This is a genomic window from Microbacterium sp. (assembly GCF_031178525.1).
Taxonomy (GTDB): domain Bacteria; phylum Actinomycetota; class Actinomycetes; order Actinomycetales; family Microbacteriaceae; genus Microbacterium.
Window position 1 is genome coordinate 1 of the sequence record NZ_JAPSJA010000322.1, and the last position, 2,540, is coordinate 2,540.

Sequence of the window (2,540 nt, forward strand, 5' to 3'; positions counted from 1 at the left end):
ATGCGACCACCCTACGCGGGGGGACCTCCCTGCTGGACGGCGTCCTGCACAGTGGTCGATCGCAACCCGCGGAGCGCGCCGAGCGCGTCAGCTCGCGCGCAGGCGCGGGCCCAGCTCGTCACGGAAGAAGCCCATGAAGGCGTCCGGATCGGTGCTCGCGTCCATGAGCGTCAGGTGGTCGAAGCCCGCATCGCGGAACTGCGCGAAGACCTCCGCGTGGCGCTCGACGTCGGGTCCGCACGCGAAGGCCTGCTCCATCGACTCGACGGTGATCGCCTCGGTCGCCGCGTCAAAGGCGGCCGGGTCGGGCAGCTCGGCGAGCACCTTCCAGCCGAGCTGGCCGAAGCGGAAGCGTGCGTGCGCGGCCTCGGCGCCCGAGCGCGCGTCCGGCGCGTACGCGGTCGGCACCTCGCACCACCGGGTGCCCTCGCCGCCAGCGGCTCGCCACGCCTCGATGAGGGAGGCGTCGGGGTCGGTGGAGAACAGCCCGTCGCCGAGCTCGGCCGCGAGCGCCGCCGCCTGCGGGCCGCCCGCTGCGATCACGATGTCGGGCAGCGTCTCCGGCAGGTCGTAGACGCGGGCGTCGACGATGTCGAGGAACTCGCCGCGGTAGGAGTGCGTGCCGCCTGACCACAGCAGCCGGATGATCTCGAGCGCCTCCCGCAGTCGCCGGTGCCGATCGCCGATCTCGGGCCAGCCGTCGCCGACGATGCGCTCGCTCAGGCGCTCCCCCGCGCCGATGCCGAGCGTGAAGCGGCCGTCCGAGATGATCTGCGTCGTCGCGGCCGCCTGCGCGATGATCGCCGGGTGGTACCGCAGCGAGGGGCACGTGACCCCCGTCGCGAGCCGCAGCGTCTCGGTCTTCGCGGCGATGGCGGCGAGGATCGACCAGGCGAAGCCCGAGTGCTCGTGCTCGGGCAGCCACGGGTGGAAGTGGTCGCTGATCTCGACGAAGTCGAAGCCGGCGCGCTCGGCCTCGACCGCGCGCCGGATGAGCTCCTTGGGGTCGACGTCCTCGGCGAAGAGCTTGTAACCGATCTGCATGCCTCGAACCTCGCACACGCCCCCGGCGCAGGCAACGGGGCAGCTCCCAGGGTGCTCGCCAACCCGCGGTGCCGCATGCGCGAGCGCATAGCCTTGCATCGAACCCGTCGAGAGGACTCCCCCCATGCCCAACGCCAACATCGCCGTCGTCGGCCTCGCCGTGATGGGCTCGAACCTGGCCCGCAACCTCGCCTCGCGCGAGGGGAACACCGTCGCGGTCTACAACCGCACGACGGCCAAGACCGACGACCTGATCGCCGCGCATCCCGAGGCCGGCTTCGTGAAGGCCGCGACGATGCGGGAGCTCGCGGACAGCCTGCAGGCGCCGCGGACCGCGATCATCATGGTGAAGGCGGGCCGGGCGACGGATGCGGTGATCGATGAGCTGGTGTCGGTGTTCGAGCCGGGCGACATCATCGTCGATGGCGGCAACGCGCTGTTCACCGACACGATCCGTCGGGAGGCGGCGGTGCGGGCGACGGGGATCCACTTCGTCGGCTGCGGCATCTCGGGCGGTGAGGAGGGGGCGTTGAACGGGCCGTCGCTCATGCCTGGCGGCACGGCCGAGTCGTACGAGACGCTGGGGCCGATCCTGCGGTCGATCGCGGCGGTCGCCGAGGGCGAGCCGTGCGTGACGCACGTGGGCACCGATGGCGCGGGCCACTTCGTGAAGATGGTGCACAACGGCATCGAGTACGCCGACATGCAGCTGATCGCCGAGGCGTACGACCTGATCCGCCGCGGCACGGGCAAGAGCCCGGCGGAGATCGCGGACGTGTTCGACGAGTGGAACCGGGGCGAGCTCGAGTCGTACCTGATCGAGATCACCGCGGAGGTGCTGCGGCAGGTCGACGCCGAGACGGGGCAGCCGCTCGTGGACGTGATCCTCGACGCGGCGGGCGCGAAGGGCACGGGCGCGTGGACGGTGCAGACCGCCCTCGACCTGGGCGTGCCCGTGTCGGGCATCGCCGAGGCGGTGTTCGCCCGCTCGCTGTCGTCGAAGCTCGCGCAGCGCGCCGCCGCGACCGACCTGCCGGGACCGGACGCGGCGTGGACGGTCGACGATGCGGACGCGTTCGTCGAGGACGTGCGCCGGGCGCTGTTCGCGTCGAAGATCATCGCCTACTCGCAGGGCTTCGACGAGATCGTCGCCGCCGCCGACGAGCACGGCTGGCAGATCGAGAAGGGCGAGGTCGCCCGCATCTGGCGCGCGGGCTGCATCATCCGCGCCCGCTTCCTGAACGACATCACGAGCGCGTACGCCGCCGACCCCGACCTGCCCGCGCTGCTGCTCGCGCCCTACTTCCGCGACGCGCTCGGCCAGACGCACGAGGCATGGCGGCGCGTGGTCGTCACCGCCGCGCAGGCCGGCATCCCCGCCCCCGCGTTCTCGTCGAGCCTGTCCTACTACGACGGCCTGCGCGCCGACCGCCTCCCCGCCGCGCTCGTCCAGGGCCAGCGCGACTTCTTCGGCGCCCACACCTACCGCCGCACCG

General features: G+C 72.3%; 2 protein-coding genes. One reads left to right on the forward strand and one right to left on the reverse strand.

The annotated features are described in order from the left end of the window. Positions 1–87: 87 nt before the first annotated feature. Positions 88–1,044 carry a TIGR03557 family F420-dependent LLM class oxidoreductase gene (locus RIF89_RS13825; RefSeq protein WP_309069662.1) on the reverse strand — a complete coding sequence of 319 codons (957 nt, stop codon included), beginning with the start codon at positions 1,042–1,044 and terminating at the stop codon, positions 88–90. A gap of 124 nt (positions 1,045–1,168) precedes the next feature. Between RIF89_RS13825 and gndA the strand changes: the two genes are divergently transcribed. Next, positions 1,169–2,540 (forward strand): NADP-dependent phosphogluconate dehydrogenase (gene gndA / locus RIF89_RS13830; RefSeq protein WP_309069663.1); only part of this gene is annotated, 1,372 nt, incomplete at its 3' end.